1 protein-coding gene and 1 pseudogene are annotated in these 533 nt (G+C 50.3%); both read left to right on the forward strand.

The genetic code is table 11. From position 1 onward, the window contains the following. Nucleotides 1–166: pseudogene (locus IV91_RS18005) on the forward strand (IS1595-like element ISCARN11 family transposase); the annotation flags it as partial. 60 nt (nt 167–226) lie between these two features. Then, nucleotides 227–430, forward strand: coding sequence for a hypothetical protein (locus IV91_RS0111845; protein ID WP_150112478.1), 204 nt, complete (start codon nt 227–229; stop codon nt 428–430). The last annotated feature ends 103 nt before the right edge of the window (nt 431–533 follow it).

The raw sequence follows: 533 nt of genomic DNA on the forward strand, positions 1-533 counted from the left end.
GTTGATCGAACAGTGCATTTCCATGCATCCTATGTCCTTCCGTGAGCTTGTAGCTAATCCCAAGCCAAAAGTTGTGGCGCATGAGTTCGCGGTGTCAGCCAAGCTTCGCCATAAAGCGCCAGCTTCGCTGGATATTTCTGTGCCTTCGCACCCATGGAGAAACTAGGCACAGCACTAAGCTGAATACCCCACATGATTTATCAATAACGAATTAGGGGGTTGTATCATGAAATACAGGTTCGGGGCTATGGCTCTGCTTGCGGCAGGATTATTGAGTGTGAATGCTGCGCAGGCGAGTTTGATCGCGGATGGACCGGGTTTGGTCTACGACAATGTGGCGAACGTGACCTGGAGTTCGAACGGGAATCTTTTTCGTGGGTTGACGCGCCAAGCGTCCGCTCAACTCGGATACCTGCCTTTGAACCCATGACAGTTCATCCGGCAGCAATGAGGCGATAGCTGTCAATAGCCGAATTTCTTTGTACTTTGAGGTACAAGCACAAAAATTCCGCATCGGACACGCGTTTTATACG

The organism is Ferrovum myxofaciens (assembly GCF_000735045.1).
Lineage (GTDB): Bacteria > Pseudomonadota > Gammaproteobacteria > Burkholderiales > Ferrovaceae > Ferrovum > Ferrovum myxofaciens.